Annotated in this window: 9 protein-coding genes; 8 read left to right on the top strand and 1 reads right to left on the bottom strand. The window is 42.8% G+C overall.

The features are described 5' to 3' along the window. Nucleotides 1-159 precede the first annotated feature (159 nt). Both purL and FRX45_RS00830 read left to right on the top strand, forming a co-directional pair. Entirely contained in the window at nucleotides 160-2,382 is a 2,223-nt protein-coding gene (gene purL, locus FRX45_RS00835) for a phosphoribosylformylglycinamidine synthase subunit PurL (protein WP_152266492.1), read from the top strand. Further along, the gene (locus FRX45_RS00830; RefSeq protein WP_152266491.1) at nucleotides 2,363-3,175 is read left to right on the top strand and encodes a tetratricopeptide repeat protein; all 813 of its coding nucleotides are present in this window, start codon (nucleotides 2,363-2,365) and stop codon (nucleotides 3,173-3,175) included. Before purL ends, FRX45_RS00830 begins: the two co-directional genes overlap by 20 nt. Nucleotides 3,176-3,643: 468 nt before the next feature. On the opposite strand, the gene FRX45_RS00825 is transcribed toward FRX45_RS00830, so the two are convergent. Further along, on the bottom strand, nucleotides 3,644-4,732 hold the full coding sequence (locus FRX45_RS00825) for a hypothetical protein (RefSeq protein WP_152266490.1): 1,089 nt from the start codon (nucleotides 4,730-4,732) through the stop codon (nucleotides 3,644-3,646). 106 nt (nucleotides 4,733-4,838) lie between these two features. Between FRX45_RS00825 and thrS the strand changes: the two genes are divergently transcribed. The 6 genes from thrS (at nucleotide 4,839) to secA (ending at nucleotide 16,820) form a co-directional block, all read left to right on the top strand. Next, the gene (gene thrS / locus FRX45_RS00820) at nucleotides 4,839-6,767 is read left to right on the top strand and encodes a threonine--tRNA ligase (RefSeq protein WP_152266489.1); all 1,929 of its coding nucleotides are present in this window, start codon (nucleotides 4,839-4,841) and stop codon (nucleotides 6,765-6,767) included. Between the two features lie 131 nt (nucleotides 6,768-6,898). Then, nucleotides 6,899-7,483 carry a translation initiation factor IF-3 gene (infC, locus tag FRX45_RS00815; RefSeq protein ID WP_152266488.1) on the top strand — a complete coding sequence of 195 codons (585 nt, stop codon included), beginning with the start codon at nucleotides 6,899-6,901 and terminating at the stop codon, nucleotides 7,481-7,483. Between the two features lie 411 nt (nucleotides 7,484-7,894). Then, on the top strand, nucleotides 7,895-9,811 hold the full coding sequence (locus FRX45_RS00810) for an OmpA family protein (RefSeq protein ID WP_152266487.1): 1,917 nt from the start codon (nucleotides 7,895-7,897) through the stop codon (nucleotides 9,809-9,811). A 103-nt stretch (nucleotides 9,812-9,914) separates the two neighbouring features. Then, complete coding sequence (locus tag FRX45_RS00805; protein WP_152266486.1) at nucleotides 9,915-11,450, top strand: alpha-amylase family glycosyl hydrolase; 1,536 nt, start codon at nucleotides 9,915-9,917, stop codon at nucleotides 11,448-11,450. 226 nt (nucleotides 11,451-11,676) lie between these two features. Beyond that, nucleotides 11,677-13,080 (top strand): MBL fold metallo-hydrolase RNA specificity domain-containing protein, encoded by a 1,404-nt coding sequence (locus FRX45_RS00800; RefSeq protein WP_152266485.1) that lies wholly within the window; start codon nucleotides 11,677-11,679, stop codon nucleotides 13,078-13,080. A 413-nt stretch (nucleotides 13,081-13,493) separates the two neighbouring features. Further along, nucleotides 13,494-16,820 carry a preprotein translocase subunit SecA gene (gene secA / locus FRX45_RS00795; protein WP_152266484.1) on the top strand — a complete coding sequence of 1,109 codons (3,327 nt, stop codon included), beginning with the start codon at nucleotides 13,494-13,496 and terminating at the stop codon, nucleotides 16,818-16,820. Nucleotides 16,821-16,887: the final 67 nt, after the last annotated feature.

The following is a 16,887-nucleotide window of genomic DNA, read 5'->3' as shown; positions in this document are numbered from 1 at the left end:
ACGCAAGGAAAGATGCTACCCGTACCGAACGTCGGGGCCATAAAAATCTCCTTCTTCTTCACATTTATCCCGGTAATACCAACATCCTGCAATCCCGGTCATAAATCCCGCTGCCATTTCGTAATTTCGCGGCTTCCTATACTTTGATACATACTTTACATGGAAATAACAGTTGAAACAGCCGAAAAATTAGGACTTCGCCCGGAAGAATTTGAGATGATCAAAAAGATACTGGGCCGCACTCCCAACTTTACCGAATTAAGCGCTTACTCCGTAATGTGGAGTGAGCATTGCAGTTATAAAAATTCTATTAAATGGTTGAAAACACTTCCACGCGAGGGCGCCAAACTATTGGTGAAAGCAGGCGAGGAAAATGCCGGCCTGGCAGATATTGGTGATGGCTGGGGCGTGGTGTTTAAAATTGAAAGCCATAACCACCCTTCAGCTATTGAACCCTTCCAGGGCGCGGCTACAGGCGTTGGGGGTATTCACCGCGACATTTTTACCATGGGGGCACGGCCCATTGCAGCATTAAATTCCCTCCGCTTTGGCAATATCGGGGAAGAAAAGACGCAACATTTATTAAATGGGGTAGTACACGGCATTGGTCATTATGGCAATTGTTTTGGTGTGCCTACCGTAGGCGGCGAAATATATTTTGAGGATTGCTATCATACCAACCCGTTAGTAAACGCCATGAGCGTGGGCGTGGTAAAAGCAGGACAAACCGTAAGCGCCACCGCGGAAGGGGAAGGCAACCCGGTGTTTATTGTAGGTTCGGCAACGGGCAAAGATGGTATGGGCGGAGCGGCTTTCGCTTCAGCCGATATTACCGCCAGCAGTGTGGAAGACCTTCCCGCCGTGCAGGTAGGTGATCCTTTCCAGGAAAAAAAATTATTAGAAGCCTGCTTAGAGCTTATTCCAACCGGCGCCCTGGTGGGTATGCAGGATATGGGTGCGGCTGGCATCATTTGTTCTACGGCCGAAACCAGCGCCAAAGGTGGCGTGGGTATGCGCATTAATCTGGATAATGTACCTACGCGACAGTCGGGCATGAAAGCCTGGGAATTGCTGCTGAGCGAAAGTCAGGAACGTATGCTGCTGATCGTTAAAAAAGGAAGGGAAGAAGAAGTGCTGACTATATTTGATAAGTGGGACCTGCCCTGTTCACAAATAGGTGAGGTAACTACCGATGGCATGCTTCGCTTTTATATGCATGACCAATTAGAAGCCGAACTGCCTGCAGAAAGTTTGGTGTTGGGTGGCGGAGCTCCCGTATACGAAAGAGAATACCGCGAGCCGGCTTATTTTAGTAAGGTGAAAGCCTTTGATGCTGCTACCATACCGGTTCCTGCCGATTTGAAAGCCGTTGCTGAAAAAATAATTACCATTCCCAATATCGCTTCCAAGCGCTGGATATATACACAGTACGATAGCATGGTGGGTACGGGCAACACCTCTACCAATGCGCCCAGCGATGCGCAGATCGTAAAAGTAAAGGGTACAACAAAAGGACTGGCGGTTACTACAGACTGCAACAGCCGCTATGTTTTTGCCGATCCGTTTGTGGGTTGTATGATTGCGGTAAGCGAAGCGGCAAGGAATATCGTATGCAGCGGCGGTACTCCCTTAGGCGTTACCAACTGCCTCAACTTCGGTAATCCTTACGACCCCGAAGTATATTATCAGTTTGTATATGCGATTAAGGGGATGAGTAAAGCCTGTATAAAATTTGATACGCCTGTTACCGGTGGTAACGTGAGCTTTTATAATCAAAATCCCGAAGGCGCGGTGTATCCCACGCCAACCATTGGCATGGTGGGATTGCTGGATGATATCAGCGATAAAATGACGCTGGACTTTAAACAGCCGGGTGATTTGATTTTCCTGGTAGGACAAAGCAGGAATGATATCAATTCTTCTGAATATATACATAAGCTGCATGGTGTGGAATATTCACCGGCGCCATATTTTGACCTGGAGGAAGAATATCGCTTACAGCAGGCTGTTAGCGGCTTAATTAAAAACAACTTAATTCAGTCTGCACACGACATCAGTGAAGGCGGACTTTTTGTAACGCTTTGCGAAAGCGGGTTTAACCGCGAACTGGGTTATGATGTTCAAACCAATAATACATTCAGACGGGATGCGTTCTGGTTTGGTGAAGCGCAAAGCAGGGTAGTGGTTTCCGTTAGTAAAACACAAACTCCGGCATTGGAAGAAAAACTAAAAGCCGCCGGTATACCCTTTGAAAAAATTGGCGTGGTTACGGAAAATGAAATAGTAGTGGATGGAAAAAGTTGGGGTGAAATAGAAGTATGGAAGGATAAATACGATACGGCCATAGAAAAATATATGCAATATGAGGATCAGGCGGTTTAATATACCCATTTTATTACTGGCAGTTTTTTTCTGTGCGTGCAATACTTCGCCTGATCGTACGAATACCATAGCGGAGCCGGAAAATCCATCCGTAACGATACAAAAGTTACAGCAGGCAGTAAAGGCAAAGCCCGACTCTGCCGGACTTCGCTATCTTTTAATGGATGCACTGTTAAAGAACAACAGGTTTAAAGAAGCGCTTACGCAAAATGATACCATGCTTGCTGCTGACAGTTTAAATGCCGGGCTGTGGTACAGGCGGGGAGCCATTTTTTTGCAGAGCGGGGATACGGTTAACGGCATTACTGCATTAAAAAAATCTGTGGAAAGAGCACCCATGTTCGCGGAGCCTTTATTGCAATTGTCGGCAGTATATGCGAACCAGTTAAAACCAGAAGCGCTTGCCATTGCCGACAGGATCATTAACCTGGCGGAAGAGCCGCGTGTTGCTTCGCAGGCAAGATTCATTAAAGGATTGTATTATTCCAATATCAATAATAAGGCAAAAGCCATTGAGCAGTTTGATGAGTGCATTAAAAATGATTATACTTTTTTAGAGGCTTATATTGAGAAAGGCTTGCTGCTGTACGACCAGCAAAATTATGCTGAGGCACTAAAAGTGTTTGAGCGGGCCATACAGGTGAGCAATACTTTTGCCGAAGCCTATTACCAGTCGGGCAGGTGCCAGGAAGCGCTGGGCAATAAAGCGGAAGCAACATTGTATTATCAAAAAACCCTGGGACTGGATAAAGATTTTGCTGCCGCAAGGGAGGCTTTGGAAAGATTGAAGTAGTGCCTGGGAGTACAAGTCGCAAGTTGCAGGGGAGTAACCAGAAGGAAATACAAAGCACCAGGAAACAAATGAAAAGAACCAAACCTGCCTGCTGGCAGTGAATAGTGTTTTCACTTCTCACGTTTCACCTCTCATTTCTCACCCCGGGAAACGATAAACGTGAAACGATAAATTTACCATTCACCTTTCACTTTTCACCATTCACCCTGAGAGCGGTAACGCAAAGATGCGGTCTGACCCTCCTTATGCCGGGTACCGACCGCATCTTCCTGCAACCACCACTAACCACTAACAACTAATATCCCACCATTCAAGCGTTCATGCTGTCGTTAGTGGCTCCTTGTACCCTGCAACTTGCAACCTGCATCCTGCAACCTGCACCCTGCAACCCGAACCAATCTCAAATTTCAAATCCGGAACACAATGCAACGATAAACTACAAACCACAAATCATAAATAAACTCCCTGTCACTCTTTCCGTTTAAACCGTATGGTTCCGCTTAATTTTTCTGTTGAAGTAATGTATACTTCGTAGCGTTTACCACCTACCGTTACAATCATTAGAGCGGTGTTGGGAGGAATGGCGCCCAGGTTATCGGCATACATTACCAGTTCATTTTCTTCGCGGGTAGTATCAAGTTTAATTGTTAAAGAAAGCGGCTGATCTGTTAAACGGTGATGTGATAACAACAATTTGTTGTTGTAAAAAACGGAGATCGTATCACCGTCAATTTCTCCATTATCATAAAAGTCTACCTTAAATTCCCCGTCTGTTGGAATTTCTATGACCTTTAGAATGTTTTTACTTCTTTTGGCATATCCCGGAAGCTCAGGAGCTGTAATATCTGGTAGCTCAGATCTTGTAGCGCCTTGAACCCTTTGGGTTTTAGGAACGATCGTTTCTTTATCGGGTGTTGCAGCTTTAGGCTTTGTATTATTCTTTTTTACAACCGGTGGATTTTTTTTGGGCGCGGATTTTTTAGTTGTACCCGAACCGGATTTGGGTTTATGAATAAGGTTTTGCTGAGTGGTGGTTTTTTGTTTTGCTATTGACGGAGTGTTTTTTTGGGGTGAAGATTTACGGGGAACAACCCGTGTAAGGGTCTTTCTTTCCAGTTCAGTACTGCCTACCCCACAACCATCCGGACGGTATCCCCGCCATCTGCCTACTAATTTTTCCGTGCTGCCCTGCTTTAAAAAGGTAAGGATATGCGTTTGCAAACAATCGCCCCAGTCGGGTGGTGTATTGCCTTTAATTCTTTCTTCTTCATTTACCACCACCGATTTGCTCGAAGATTCATAACTGCCTTCCAGCCTGCATATCACATAATACTTTTTTTCGGGATAATTAAAATACGAATAAGAATACCCGCTAACCTTGTCGCCCTTAATATACAGCTCCAGCACATATTCTGTTTCTCCTTCCATGGCAACAACATTGCCTGCCGAATTGAATGAGCCACGCCATTGCCCGCTGAGATTCTGACCTATACCATGATAGCTACCCAATACTAAAATCAACACAAACCATCCTTTCATTGCATACAAAACTTTCATAAAGCAAAAATAATCTCAATACTAAGGAAATTGGTGCGGTAAATGAAATGATACGCCAATAGTTCGTTAAATTTGCACTCTTTTTAAGGAACAGGAGGAATTATATATGGTGAAAATTACTTTTCCGGATGGCGCAGTACGCGAATATGAACCAGGCACTACTGCATTGGATATTGCAAAATCTATCAGTGAAGGACTATCAAAAAAAGTACTGGCTGCGGTTGTAAACGGGCAGGTATGGGACGCTACGCGTCCTGTTTATAACGACAGCACATTAAAATTACTAACCTGGAATGAAGCAGAAGGTAAATCCACTTTCTGGCATTCCTCTGCGCATTTATTGGCCGAAGCGGTTGAGGCGCAGTTTCCTGGTGTAAAGTTTTGGGTGGGCCCGCCTGTTGAGAACGGCTTTTACTATGATATGGATTTAGGCGATAGAAAAGTAAGTGAAGAAGATCTGGCGGCCATCGAAAAAAAAATGTCGGAACTGGCAAAGCAGGGCAACCCATATATCCGTAAGGAAATTTCGAAAAAAGATGCCATAAAATATTTTGAAGATAAGGGAGATGAATACAAGCTTGACCTGTTGCAAAACCTGGAAGATGGCAATATCACTTTTTACAGCCAGGGAGCATTTACCGACTTGTGCCGCGGGCCGCATATTCCCCAAACGGGTTTAATAAAAGCCATCAAGCTTACCAATATTGCCGGTGCATACTGGAAGGGCGATGAAAAGAATAAGCAACTTACCCGCATATATGGAATAACCTTTCCCAATCAAAAAGAATTGGATGAATACCTGCATATGCTGGAGGAAGCAAAAAAGCGGGATCATCGCAAGTTGGGTAAAGAGTTGGGCATTTTTGCATTTGATGATGATATTGGACCGGGGCTGCCTTTGTGGCTACCCAATGGGGCAATTGTTATTGAGGCGCTCGAAAAATTAGCCAAAGACACAGAAGAAAGAGCAGGTTATAAAAGAGTGGTTACGCCGCATATAGCCAAAGAAAGCCTGTACCTCACCAGCGGACATTTGCCCTATTACCAGGATAGCATGTATCCGCCTATGGAACTGGATGGCACCAAATACTACCTAAAGGCGATGAATTGTCCGCACCATCATAAAATATTTGCTGCTGAGCCCAAAAGTTATAAGGACCTTCCATATCGTTTGGCCGAATACGGAACCTGCTACCGTTACGAGCAGAGTGGGGAGTTGTTTGGTTTGATGAGGGTTCGCTGCCTCCATATGAACGATGCGCACATTTACTGTACTAAAGAACAATTTTATGAAGAGTTTAAGTCGGTAAATGAAATGTACCTTAAATATTTTAAGATTTTTGGCATTGATAAATATGTCATGCGGCTTAGTTTACACGATGCTTCCAAACTGGGAAAGAAATATGTGGATGAGCCGGCATTGTGGCTGGAAACCGAAGCATTGGTTAGAGATGTGTTGATACGCACCAATACACCTTTTGTGGAAGTGCAGGATGAAGCTGCCTTTTACGGCCCTAAAATTGATGTGCAGATATGGAGCACCATCGGACGGGAATTTACTTTGGCAACCAACCAGGTAGATTTTGCACAGGGCAGGCGTTTTAAGCTGGAATTCACCAATAAGGATAATGCGCCCGAAATACCGCTCATCATTCACAGGGCGCCATTAGGGACCCATGAACGCTTTATCGGTTTTTTGCTGGAACATTATGCAGGTAAATTTCCGGTATGGCTGGCGCCGCTACAGGTAAAGATTTTACCCATCAGTGACAAGTTCATGGAATATGCACAAAATGTTTTGGAATCGTTGAAAAATGCGGATATTCGTGCTGAGATTGACGACAGACCTGAAAAGATAGGCAGAAAGATACGCGATACCGAGTTGGCCAAAGTACCTTATATGCTGGTTGTGGGAGAGAAGGAAGTAAATGAAAATAAAGTGGCGGTAAGAAGACAGGGCAAAGGCGACACTGGCTCAAAACCGGTTGACGATTTTATTAAAGAAACAGTCGTTGAAATAAAGAACAGGGGATAGGGGAAGGAGAAAGGTTAAAAGTGAGAAGAGAAACAAAAAACAATAGCTCATCCGGTTAAACAGATTATTTCAAATCTTAACAATAACAATTAAAACCTCCCTGAAAAGGAGTATCACTTTAAAAATTGTAAATGGCATTTCCACCACGACCGCAATTTACCAGGGGTAATTTCAACCCCCGTTTCAGAAAAGAACAACAGCAGGAGCATCGCACTAATCACATGATAAGAGTGCCCCAGGTAAGACTGGTAGGCGATAATGTGGAAGTAGGCGTATATTCTATACAGGATGCATTAAAGCTTTCTATTGAACAGGGACTCGACCTTGTAGAAATTTCTCCAAATGCAGATCCCCCTGTATGCAGGATCATTGATTATAATAAGTTCCTGTACGAAAAGAAGAAGAAGGAAAAGGAAATGAAAGCCAATTCCAAAGTTTCTGAGGTAAAGGAAATACGGTTCACACCCAATACAGATGAGCACGACTTTAATTTTAAAGCCAAACATGCCGAAGATTTTTTGAAGGATGGCAATAAAGTAAAAGCATATGTGCAGTTTAAAGGCCGTGCTATTATGTTTAAAGAGAGAGGCGAATTGCTCCTCCTTAAGTTTGCCGAAAGATTGAACGAAATGGGCGCTCCTGAAGGATTGCCTAAATTAGAAGGTAAAAGGATGATGATTATTTTTGCTCCTAAAAGCCAGAAGAAGAAAAAGTAATAAAATTTCATATAGTTTTTCAGAACCTGTAAGATTTGCACGGAATATAAGTACGGCAAGCTTACAGGCTTTTTGTTTGTACAGGATCCTGCAGGCTTTTTGTGCCTGTTTTTTCAGCGGTAAAACATTTATTGTTCGACCCTTCCAGGGTCGCAATACATAATCCAACTTTAAATTAGGGGTTGCTCAAAAACTAAAAATACTTCCGAAGACGATCATAAAAAAAGCAATATAGCCACAAAACGTTTTCCTTTGTGATCTTGTAACTTTGTGGCAAAATCACCAATTAACGAAATATGAACTGCAAGTACTGAATCAATTATTAATGCTGCTTCGGGCGGCCATTAACAATTTCTTTTATACTGCGGAATAATTTTTGAATAGCTTCGTTATCATTTCTTACATATAATAATGATAAACCGAATAGCTATATTGTTCTGCATCTGCCTGTTGTGCAGCGTATCTTTCGCCCAGCAATATGATCCTCAGAAAATAAATAAAAAAGCGATTAATTTTTATAACCTGGGGCTCGACCAGGCGCAAAATGGTCATTACAAAGAAGCCCTGCAATTTATAGATCGTGCCCTCGGAGCAGATGAGCGGTACGTGGATGCGTGGCTTACCAAGGCTGGCATTTACGGCGAAATGAAAGCATACGACAGTTGCATAGCTGCTTACGAAAAGGCTTTTGAAATGGACATGCAATATACGGAAGATTATAAGCTGCCCTATGCTATTAACCTGGCAGGAGCAGGACGGTTTGAGCCGGCGCTTAATGCGGTGAATGAATTTCTTGCCAATCCCGATCTTAATGAGCCCAGCCGTAAAGCAGGCGAATACCGCAAACGTTCTTTTGAGTTTGCTGTGCAGTACGATAAGGATCACCCCACTAAAAATTATGTTTTTGCTCCCCGTAATGCCGGCGACAGTATTAATAGTGCAGATCTCGAGTACTATCCTTCTGTTACCATAGATGACAAAACATTGGTGTTTACCCGGCGCGTGAAGGGGTATAATGAAGATTTTTTTGTGAGCGACCGTAACGATAGTCTTTGGTCGAAAGCAAAAGGGATTGATGGAGACATTAACAGCAATTTCAATGAAGGAGCGCAAAATATTTCCCAGGATGGTGAGTGGCTGGTATTTACAGGCTGTAATTTTCCGGAAGGGATGGGAAGCTGCGATTTGTTTTTTTCATCTCTTACCAAAAGAGGATGGAGCACGCCCGAAAACCTGGGAGAATCCGTAAACAGTGAATTCTGGGAATCTTCGCCATGCCTTTCGCCCGATAAGCGGGAATTGTATTTTTCCAGCAACAGGCCCGGCGGATATGGCGGTAAAGATATTTATGTTTCAAAACGTATGCCCAACGGGCGCTGGGGCAAACCCGAAAACCTGGGCTCAAAAATAAATACAGGCGGTGATGAAAGCTGCCCTTTTATTCATGCAGATAATCAAACCATGTATTTCACTTCTAATGGATTAACAGGATATGGTGGCGATGATCTGTTTCTTGCCCGCAAACAAAGTGATGGTACCTGGGATAATATTGAAAACTTAGGCTATCCTATTAATACTACCGAAAATGAAGGCAGCCTGGTAGTGGCGGCAGATGGTAAAACCGCATATTATGCCAGCGACAGGTCGGACACACGTGGCGGACTGGATATTTATACTTTTGAAATGCGGGAAGATATACGGCCCAACAAAACATTATGGGTGCAGGGAAAAGTATTTGACAGCACAACCAAAGAGGGATTGCCCTCTGCAGTGGAATTAATTGATATTGCTTCAGGACAAACCCTTGTAAAAGTACAAACCAATGAAAGCGGTCATTATCTTATTACACTGCCATTGGGCAAAGATTATGCATTTAATGTAAACCGGAAAGGATACTTATTTTACTCAGGGAATTTTCCGTTCAGCCAAAAAACGCCCGACGCTACCTATACCATTGATATTGGACTGCAGCCTATAGAAGCAAATGCTTCTGTTATTCTCAACAATATCTTTTTTGATGTTAACGAGTTTGAATTAAAACAGCAATCCATAGCCGAACTAAACCGTGTAGTGGAATTACTTAACGATAATCCCGGTATTAAGATACTGATCAGCGGGCACACCGATAATACGGGTAAAGCAGCCGATAATGTAAAACTGTCTGACAACCGTGCAAAAGCAGTGGTTGATTATCTTATTACCAAAGGCATTGAAGCTGTACGCTTGCAATACAAAGGCTTTGGCGCGTCTCAACCTGTAACCAATAATACTACGGAAGAAGGAAGAGCCGGGAACAGGCGCACGGAACTGACTATCTTGTCAAAATAAGATTTTGATGATCATAAACTCACTTTTTTGCCGCAGCGTTTTCTTTTCCAATTAGAACAGTATAAAGAAACTATCGTGTTGTTGTTATATTGCAGTCTGCAATATGCATATTAAAAAGAGCAATAGCGATAATCCTTCCAATGCCGAAATTATTTACCACATATTTCAGCGTAGCTTTTTCGATAGCAATGATGACAGGCATGGCGACCTGAACGGGTTGATACAAAAGTTAGACTATTTGCAGGACCTGGGTGTTACTTCCATTTTACTTACTCCCCTCTACAGGTCCGCCTATTATCACAATTATTTTGCGGATGATTTTGAATCCATTGATCCTGCATATGGAACGGCTGAATCTTATTTTACATTAGTAAGGGAAGTACATCACAGGGGAATGAAAATATACATGGATATGGAGATCCAGTATATAACCGAAGATCATGTATGGTATAAAGATACTTACGAAAATCCATCTTCTCCATTTAGTGAATATTTGCTGTATAAAGATGAAGAAAACAAAATACCGGAAACCATAATATTTGATATCAATGGCGTGCATGGGTATGACGCGGTTTACAGGAACATTACCACCGTTAACCTGCATAATAAAAAAGTGCAGGATTATATGTACAGGCTATTCAGTTACTGGACTAATCCGGGTAATGCGGCGGATGGTGTGGATGGTTTTCGGCTGGATCATATGATGGATACGCTCGACAATAAAAAGCGGCTCAGTAATTTGTTTGAAACATTCTGGAAGCCATTGATCAGTAAACTAAAAAAAGATAATCCGGAACTGATCTTTATTGCCGAACAAACCGATTGGAATTCGTTTGGCGAAGATTATATACAAAAGAGTGGTGCAGACCGCGTATTCGCTTTTCCGCTCAGGGAAGCAATGCTTGCATTTGAAAAAGAAAGAATAGCTCAAATAGCTGAAACTACTTTCAATATTATACCTGACATCAGCCAAAATATTGTATTTATAGAGAATCATGACACACAACGTTTCGCTTCGCATGTGTTGAGCGATACCCATAAATTACGTACGGGCGCTGCCTTAAACCTGTTGTTGGGTGGAACAGCAGCTATTTATTACGGGCAGGAACTGGGTATGACAGGAGAGGGGGGATTTGGAAAATATGGCATATCCGATGGAAATGATATTCCACGGCGCGAAGCATTTAAATGGTATAAAGATATTTCCCGGAAAGGAATGGCTTTGTGGTACAAAGATACCGGTCCCTGGTGGCACGACAGTAACCTGAGACAGGATGATGGTATTTCATTGGAAGAACAAAAGAATGATGTGCATTCTTTGTGGAATTTTTATAAACAACTCATGGTTTTAAAAAAATCAAATGCAGCTATTGCACACGGGAAATATAAAACATTGGCCAACCATTCGGACAATGCATATTCCTTTTTGCGATATAGTGAAGATCAGGTTATCATAATAGTAATCAATTTATCGGGCAATGCTGAAATGGTGTACATCAATTCCAGTGCTGATAAAATTTCATTTGCAAATAAACGCCTGCAACATTTATATGGTGAAGCTGCTGCCCTTGTGAAAACGGGGAGTATAGAGGTAGTCGTTTCGCCATACGCGATTGAGGTTTGGGAACTCATTAACTGATGCAAGGTTTTGTAGGAACAGAGGGAAGTAATGATGTAGCTTTTGTACTGCTAAGTATTCAGCTTCATTTCACTGCTGTTCCTCATTTCGCTTCGTTCTTCGTATCCCCTCTCCGCTTTGTGAAGAGGGCTGGGGGTGAGGTATTTTTTTTTGGTTTGATAATTTATTGGGAACTTGTTTCTTTAATATTGTTTCTTCCCTGAATATTTAAAACAAACGTTACTATATGAAAATAGCATTTCACGGCGCAGCCCGTACCGTCACAGGTTCAAAGCATTTGATTACCTTAAAAAGCGGTAAAAAAATATTATTGGATTGCGGAATGTTTCAGGGATTGGGTAAGGAAACAGATGTATTGAACAGGGATTGGGGCTTTAATCCGCCGGAAGTAGAGTACCTGGTCTTGTCGCATGCACATATAGATCACAGCGGATTAATACCCAAATTAGTGAGAGATGGTTTCAGGGGAAAGATATTCTGTACACCCGCCACCCGGGAGCTAACGGAAGTATTGCTTGAAGATTCGGCCGGCATACAGGAAGATGAGGTAAAGTACATCAATAAGCGAAGGGCAGCAGCCGGCCAGGGATATTTGCAACCCTTATACGATACAGAAGATGCAAAAAAAGCCAGTGGTTTTTTCAGAACAGTAGAATATGGCAATTGGTTTACAATAGAGGATGGTATTGAATTATTGTATACCGATGCCGGTCATATTATTGGCAGTGCCGCAGTGCACTTGAAAATAACAGAGAGTGGCAAAACTACCCGTATCAGTTTTAGTGGTGATGTGGGGCGTTACAGGGATGTTATTTTGCGTTCACCCCAAACTTTCCCCCAGGCAGATTATATTTTACTGGAATCAACCTACGGCAACAGCCTGCACGACCAGCATGCTACTACACCCGACCAGATCCTGCAATGGATTGAAAAAGCATGCATACAGAAAAAAGGCAAGCTGGTAGTGCCTGCTTTTAGTGTTGGCCGTACACAGGAAATTTTATTTGCGCTTAACCAGTTGGAGATAGAAAAAAGATTGCCCGACCTGGATTATTTTGTGGATAGTCCGCTTAGTGTCAAATCTACTGAGATCGTAAAAAAATATCCTCAATACTTTAATAATGCTATTCAGAAGATATTGCAATCAGACCAGGATCCCTTTGGGTTTAAAGGGTTGAAGTTTATTAAATCGGTTGATGAATCGAAGCTGCTCAATTTCCGCAATGAGCCCTGCGTCATTATTTCCGCCAGCGGTATGGCCGAAGGTGGCAGGGTAAAGCATCATATCAGCAATACCATTGAAAACAGCCGCAATACTATTTTGTTTACCGGCTATTGCGAACCTCATTCCCTGGGTGGCAGGCTAATAGCTGGCGCAAAGGAAGTAACTATTTTTGGAGTTTATCACCAGGTGAATGCAGAAATTGGTTCCATCCGCAGTATGAGCGCCCACGGCGATTATGAAGATCTGAGCCAGTTCCTGGCCTGTCAAAATCCGCGGGAAGTAAAAACTTTATTTCTTGTTCATGGCGAGTACGATGTGCAGCAGGATTTCAGGAACCGTTTGCTAAAAAAAGATTTTTTGGATGTGCAGATACCCGAAAAGCATTACGAGATTGGATTGGGATAGCCTGATTTGTTATTGTTTGGTTATGCTCAAACTTATTTTAAGAATGCCCTAATCTATGCTTTCCACGAATATGGGCTATAGATTAGCGGCTCAGTAAAATCTTAAAAGTTTCACATCTGTCATCAGCCTCCTCTTTCTTAGTTTTCTTACCTTTGCAAACCTTCTGCCATTATGACTGCCCTTAAAAACAGCATTATATTTGTCAGGAAAAAAGGATAACTCGTGTTAAGTTAATCATATATAACGTATTGTATCGTGAAAAGTGAGAGGATAAAGGTGAAAAAGTGAATAAGCAATGGTGAATGGCAATTCATTCACTTTCACATCTCACTCTCATCTCTGACAACAACCCGGCATATTACAATTAACTCAGCACTATATCATAAGTACATCTTTATTAATACATTCTCAATATGTTGCAATTTATCTCTAAGATATTTGGAGGAAACAAATCGGAAAAAGATATTAAGAGTATTTCGCACTACGTGGAAGAGATCAACACGTATTTTACTTCTTATGCATCACTTTCTAATGATGAACTGAGAAGCAAAACCACGGAATTCAAATCCCGCATTAAACAGCACGTTTCAACAGTTGACAATGAAATAGCGGAGCTTAAGAAAAAGGCAGAAGAACTGGCATTTACCGAAATAATGCAAAAGGATGAAATATACCAGCAAATAGATAAACTGGGCAAGCAGCGCAATGAAAAATTGGAAGAGGTGCTTAATGAAATTCTGCCTGAAGCGTTTGCTGTTATGAAAGAAACAGCGCGTCGTTTTGCAAACAATACGGAACTCGTAGCCACTGCTACGGAACTCGACAGGGAGTTAAGTGTTAAAAAATCGCATATTATTATTGAGGGCGACAAGGTAACGTATAAGAATAGCTGGCTGGCAGGCGGCAATCTTGTTACCTGGAACATGGTGCATTATGATGTACAGTTGCTTGGTGGTGTTGTATTACACCAGGGAAAAATTGCCGAGATGGCTACCGGTGAAGGTAAAACGCTGGTATCTACATTACCGGCTTATCTGAATGCCCTGGCCGACCAGGGAGTGCATATTGTTACGGTAAATGATTATCTCGCCAAACGTGACTCGGAATGGAATGGCACTTTATATGAATTTCTTGGGCTGACGGTAGATTGTATTGACCGGCATTATCCCAACAGTGCAGAACGCAGAAAAGCGTACCAGGCAAGCATAACCTACGGAACCAACAACGAATTTGGTTTCGATTATCTGCGCGATAATATGGTTCATAATCCTGATGAAATGGTACAGCGCAAGCATCATTACGGTATGGTGGATGAAGTGGATAGCGTATTGATTGATGATGCCCGTACGCCACTGATCATTTCGGGTCCCATATCGAAAGGCGGCGATGATCAGCAATATATCCAGTTAAAACCCCGTGTACACCAGTTGGTGGAAGCGCAGAAACAAGTGGTGAACAAAGCGTTGATTGAGGCCAAAAAGTTAATAGCTGAAGGCAAAGATGATGTTCGCGAGGGAGGGCTTGCATTGTTGCGTTCCTTCCGTGGTTTACCCAAGAATACGGCAATAATTAAATACCTGAGTGAACCCGGCATTCGTGTAAAATTACAGAAGGTGGAAAACTTTTACATGGCCGACCAGGGAAAGCACATGCATATTGTAGACGAGGAACTATTTTTTCATATTGACGAAAAAAACAACCAGGTAGAACTTACGGATAAAGGACTGCAATACATTACAAAGGGAGGCGAAGATCCTAACTTTTTTGTACTCCCGGATCTCAGCATCCAGTTATCTGATATTGAAAAGGGCGATGATACTCCGGAAGACAAGTTGCGCAGGAAGGAGGAAGTGTTAAATGAGTATGCGCAAAAAGCCGATCGCATACATACGGTGCAGCAATTACTGAAAGCATATACTTTATTTGAGAATGATGTAGAATATATTGTAGTAGAGGGGCAGGTGAAAATTGTGGATGAACAAACCGGCCGTATTATGGAAGGCCGCAGGTACAGCGATGGTTTGCACCAGGCTATAGAAGCCAAAGAAAATGTGAAGGTTGAAGCTGCTACGCAAACCTATGCTACGGTTACTTTGCAGAATTTCTTCCGTATGTATCATAAACTGTCGGGTATGACGGGTACTGCGGAAACGGAAGCAGGTGAGTTCTGGAGCATTTATAAATTAGATGTGGTTTCTGTTCCTACCAATATACCAGTTACACGTAAAGATGAGCAGGACCTGGTATATAAAACCAAACGCGAAAAGTATAAAGCGGTAATTGAAGAGATTGAGAAATTGCGAAACAGCGGCCGCCCCTGCCTGGTGGGTACTACTTCTGTTGAAGTAAGTGAATTGCTGAGCAAAATGCTGCAGGCAAGGAAAATACCGCACAATGTATTGAATGCAAAACAGCACGCCCGTGAAGCGCAGGTAGTGCTGGAAGCCGGTTTAAACGGGGCTGTTACCATTGCCACCAACATGGCGGGTCGTGGTACGGATATAAAATTAGGACCTGGTGTTAAGGAAGCGGGGGGTCTTGCTATTATTGGTACGGAAAGACATGAGTCGCGCCGCGTAGACAGGCAGTTGCGCGGCCGTGCCGGACGCCAGGGCGATCCGGGTACTTCACAATTTTACGTATCGCTCGAAGACGACCTTATGCGTATGTTTGGCAGTGAACGTATTGCTTCCCTGATGGACAGGATGGGATATAAGGAAGGCGAGGTGATTCAACACAGCATGATCACCAAAAGCATTGAGAGAGCGCAGAAAAAAGTAGAAGAAAATAATTTCGGTATCCGCAAACGCCTGCTTGAATATGATGATGTGATGAACAAGCAGCGTAATGTGGTATATACCAAACGTGAGCATGCATTGTTTGGCGACCGGCTGGCACTTGACCTGGATAATGCATTTTATAATGTTTCGGAAGGGTTGATAAATTCTTTCCGCGAGCAGGAAGATTTTGAAGGCTTTAAACTGGCTGCCATCATTCATTTTGGCATTGATACTACCATTACGCACGATGAGTTTATGAAAGGGGATATCAATAAGATAGCGGATCATTTGTATAGTGAAGCATCTGCGCACTACCAGGAGCGTAAGGAAAACCTTACGAAGCAATCAATGCCCGTATTTCAGAATATTAAGCTCATGCAGGGCAATCATATTGAAAATGTGGTGGTGCCTTTTTCGGATGGCAAAAAAGGAATTCAGGTACTGACAAACATGAAAAAAACCTTAGAATCAAAAGGAACAGAATTGGCAAACGCCCTGGAAAGAACCATTACGCTTGCCGTGATAGATGATGCCTGGAAGGAGCACCTGAGGGCAATGGATGATTTAAAGCATAGTGTGCAAACAGCAGTATACGAACAAAAAGATCCTTTGATTATATATAAAACTTCTGCTTTTGAAATGTTCCGTAACATGGATGGAGAGGTGAACAGGGATATCGTTTCTTTCCTCAGCCACGCTGCTATACCTGTTGAGCAAAATGCGGGACAGATAAGAGAAGGCAGGGAACAGAAAACCGACATGAGCAAGATGAAGGCCAATAAGGACGAGATTGATGCCCGTGGCGATGATTATGCGGCAAATGAAAATGATTATTTTGATCCTTCCGGTGCAGCCACAAAACAGGAGCCGGTTAAAGTTGGACCCAAGATCGGTCGAAATGATCCTTGTCCCTGCGGCAGTGGTAAAAAATACAAGCAGTGCCATGGAAAGGAAGCCTGATGATAGCATACATGCGAAGAAGGCTGTCAGCAGTCGGCGGTCAGCAATGGGCAAAGCATGAGTGAAA

It is taken from the genome of Agriterribacter humi (assembly GCF_009192765.1).
GTDB classification, from domain to species: Bacteria; Bacteroidota; Bacteroidia; order Chitinophagales; family Chitinophagaceae; genus Agriterribacter; species Agriterribacter humi.
This window is presented reverse-complemented; position numbering and strand designations above follow the sequence as displayed.

Bases quoted from the DNA above. Each gene is read 5' to 3' on its own strand.
- infC (WP_152266488.1), top strand. From the start codon at position 6,899: ATGGCATTTCCACCACGACCGCAATTTACCAGGGGTAATTTCAACCCC.
- FRX45_RS00810 (WP_152266487.1), top strand. From the start codon at position 7,895: ATGATAAACCGAATAGCTATATTGTTCTGCATCTGCCTGTTGTGCAGC.
- secA (WP_152266484.1), top strand. From the start codon at position 13,494: ATGTTGCAATTTATCTCTAAGATATTTGGAGGAAACAAATCGGAAAAA.
- FRX45_RS00805 (WP_152266486.1), top strand. From the start codon at position 9,915: ATGCATATTAAAAAGAGCAATAGCGATAATCCTTCCAATGCCGAAATT.
- thrS (WP_152266489.1), top strand. From the start codon at position 4,839: ATGGTGAAAATTACTTTTCCGGATGGCGCAGTACGCGAATATGAACCA.
- purL (WP_152266492.1), top strand. From the start codon at position 160: ATGGAAATAACAGTTGAAACAGCCGAAAAATTAGGACTTCGCCCGGAA.
- FRX45_RS00830 (WP_152266491.1), top strand. From the start codon at position 2,363: ATGAGGATCAGGCGGTTTAATATACCCATTTTATTACTGGCAGTTTTT.
- FRX45_RS00825 (WP_152266490.1), bottom strand. From the start codon at position 4,732: ATGAAAGTTTTGTATGCAATGAAAGGATGGTTTGTGTTGATTTTAGTA.
- FRX45_RS00800 (WP_152266485.1), top strand. From the start codon at position 11,677: ATGAAAATAGCATTTCACGGCGCAGCCCGTACCGTCACAGGTTCAAAG.